Below are 1,216 nucleotides of genomic sequence, written 5' to 3' on the forward strand. Positions count from 1 at the left end.
CGCGAGCGCCGCGTCGGCCTCGGCGAGCGCCGCCGCGAGGGTCTGCCGGACGGTGTCGTCGGCGACGGCCCCCTCGCTCGCGGCGAGCGTCGCGCGCGCCTGCTCGGCCGCCGTCACCAGGGCGTCCCGCGCGGAGCCCCGGGTGCTGTCCGCGGCCGCCCCGACGACGGCCGTGTCGGCGGCCTCCCGGTGCTCCGCATCGGCGGACGCCGCGGCCACGGTCCCGTCGACGCGCTCCTGCGCGGCCTCGACCGCCTGCTCCTGGTCCTGCACGGCCTCCGCCCGCACCCATGCCCCGGTCCCGCCGACGACGAGGACGGCGGCGACGGCTGCGGCGACGAGAGGAAGGCGGATGCTGGCTCCTGCGATCGGCGGGGCGGCGGGGTCTGGGCTGGTCGGCTCGGGGGCGCTCGACGGCGGGTCGGGGCGAGGGCCTGGTCCGGACGCGCAGGCGGAGAGGACACGGCGTCCCGCCCGGCGGCCAGGCTAACCATCGGGGCTGGGCGCCGCCCGCCGGGGAGACGCGCGTCGCCGGGTCGGGCGCACGTCGGACCCGGGCCGTCCGCGGGGGGGCACCCGCGGGCGACGGCCATCCGGAGGAACCCGGCACGCGCCGCTCAAGGCCGCCACCAGGGCCGTCGATCGGCACGGTATGAGCGACGACCGGCTGTCCACCGCACCGGCCGCGACCGTGCCCGGGCTACGACCGCTCACGGCCGGCGAGGAGGCGAACCTCGACGCGCTCCGCGCTCACGTCCGGGCGAGCAGGTCCGACGTCGCGGACGTCTCGGCCGTCGCCCGGCTGGTCCACGACACGTACGCGGGCTGGGCCGCGCAGCCCGGCGCCGTGGTGCCGGAGGGCGTCGTCGCGGCGCTCGGCACGGTCGTCGGCGACCTGGTCGTCGCGCGCACGCCCGGCGCGCACTGGGTGCTGCGGACCGCGGGACCGGTCCCGACGCCCGCGGTCGTCTCGCCCGACGGCGAGGCCGCGGTGCTGCCGCTCGACGACATCCGGGCACGCTGGGACATCGGCGTCACCCCGGACTGGGCCGTGGGCTACGTGACGGCTGCGGCCGCGCACCTCGCGGTCGCCGGGCTGCCCGAGGAGGTCCCCGGGGCGACCACGCCCACCCCGGCGTTCGACGTCCCGCAGCCGCGCCCGCCGGCCGCCGGTGCCGCGCTGCCGCGCCGGACGGCCGCCGCGCAGGACGCGAGG

1 protein-coding gene and 1 pseudogene are annotated in these 1,216 nt (G+C 80.4%); one reads left to right on the forward strand and one right to left on the reverse strand.

The annotated features are described in order from the left end of the window. Positions 1 to 288: pseudogene (locus tag CBZ_RS17810) on the reverse strand (M15 family metallopeptidase); the annotation flags it as partial. A gap of 364 nt (positions 289 to 652) precedes the next feature. Here CBZ_RS17810 and CBZ_RS17815 point away from each other — a divergent pair. After that, a partial coding sequence (locus CBZ_RS17815; protein ID WP_130782814.1) for a DUF3806 domain-containing protein occupies positions 653 to 1,216 on the forward strand: 564 nt, incomplete at its 3' end.

The organism is Cellulomonas biazotea (assembly GCF_004306155.1).
Classification (GTDB): domain Bacteria; phylum Actinomycetota; class Actinomycetes; order Actinomycetales; family Cellulomonadaceae; genus Cellulomonas; species Cellulomonas biazotea.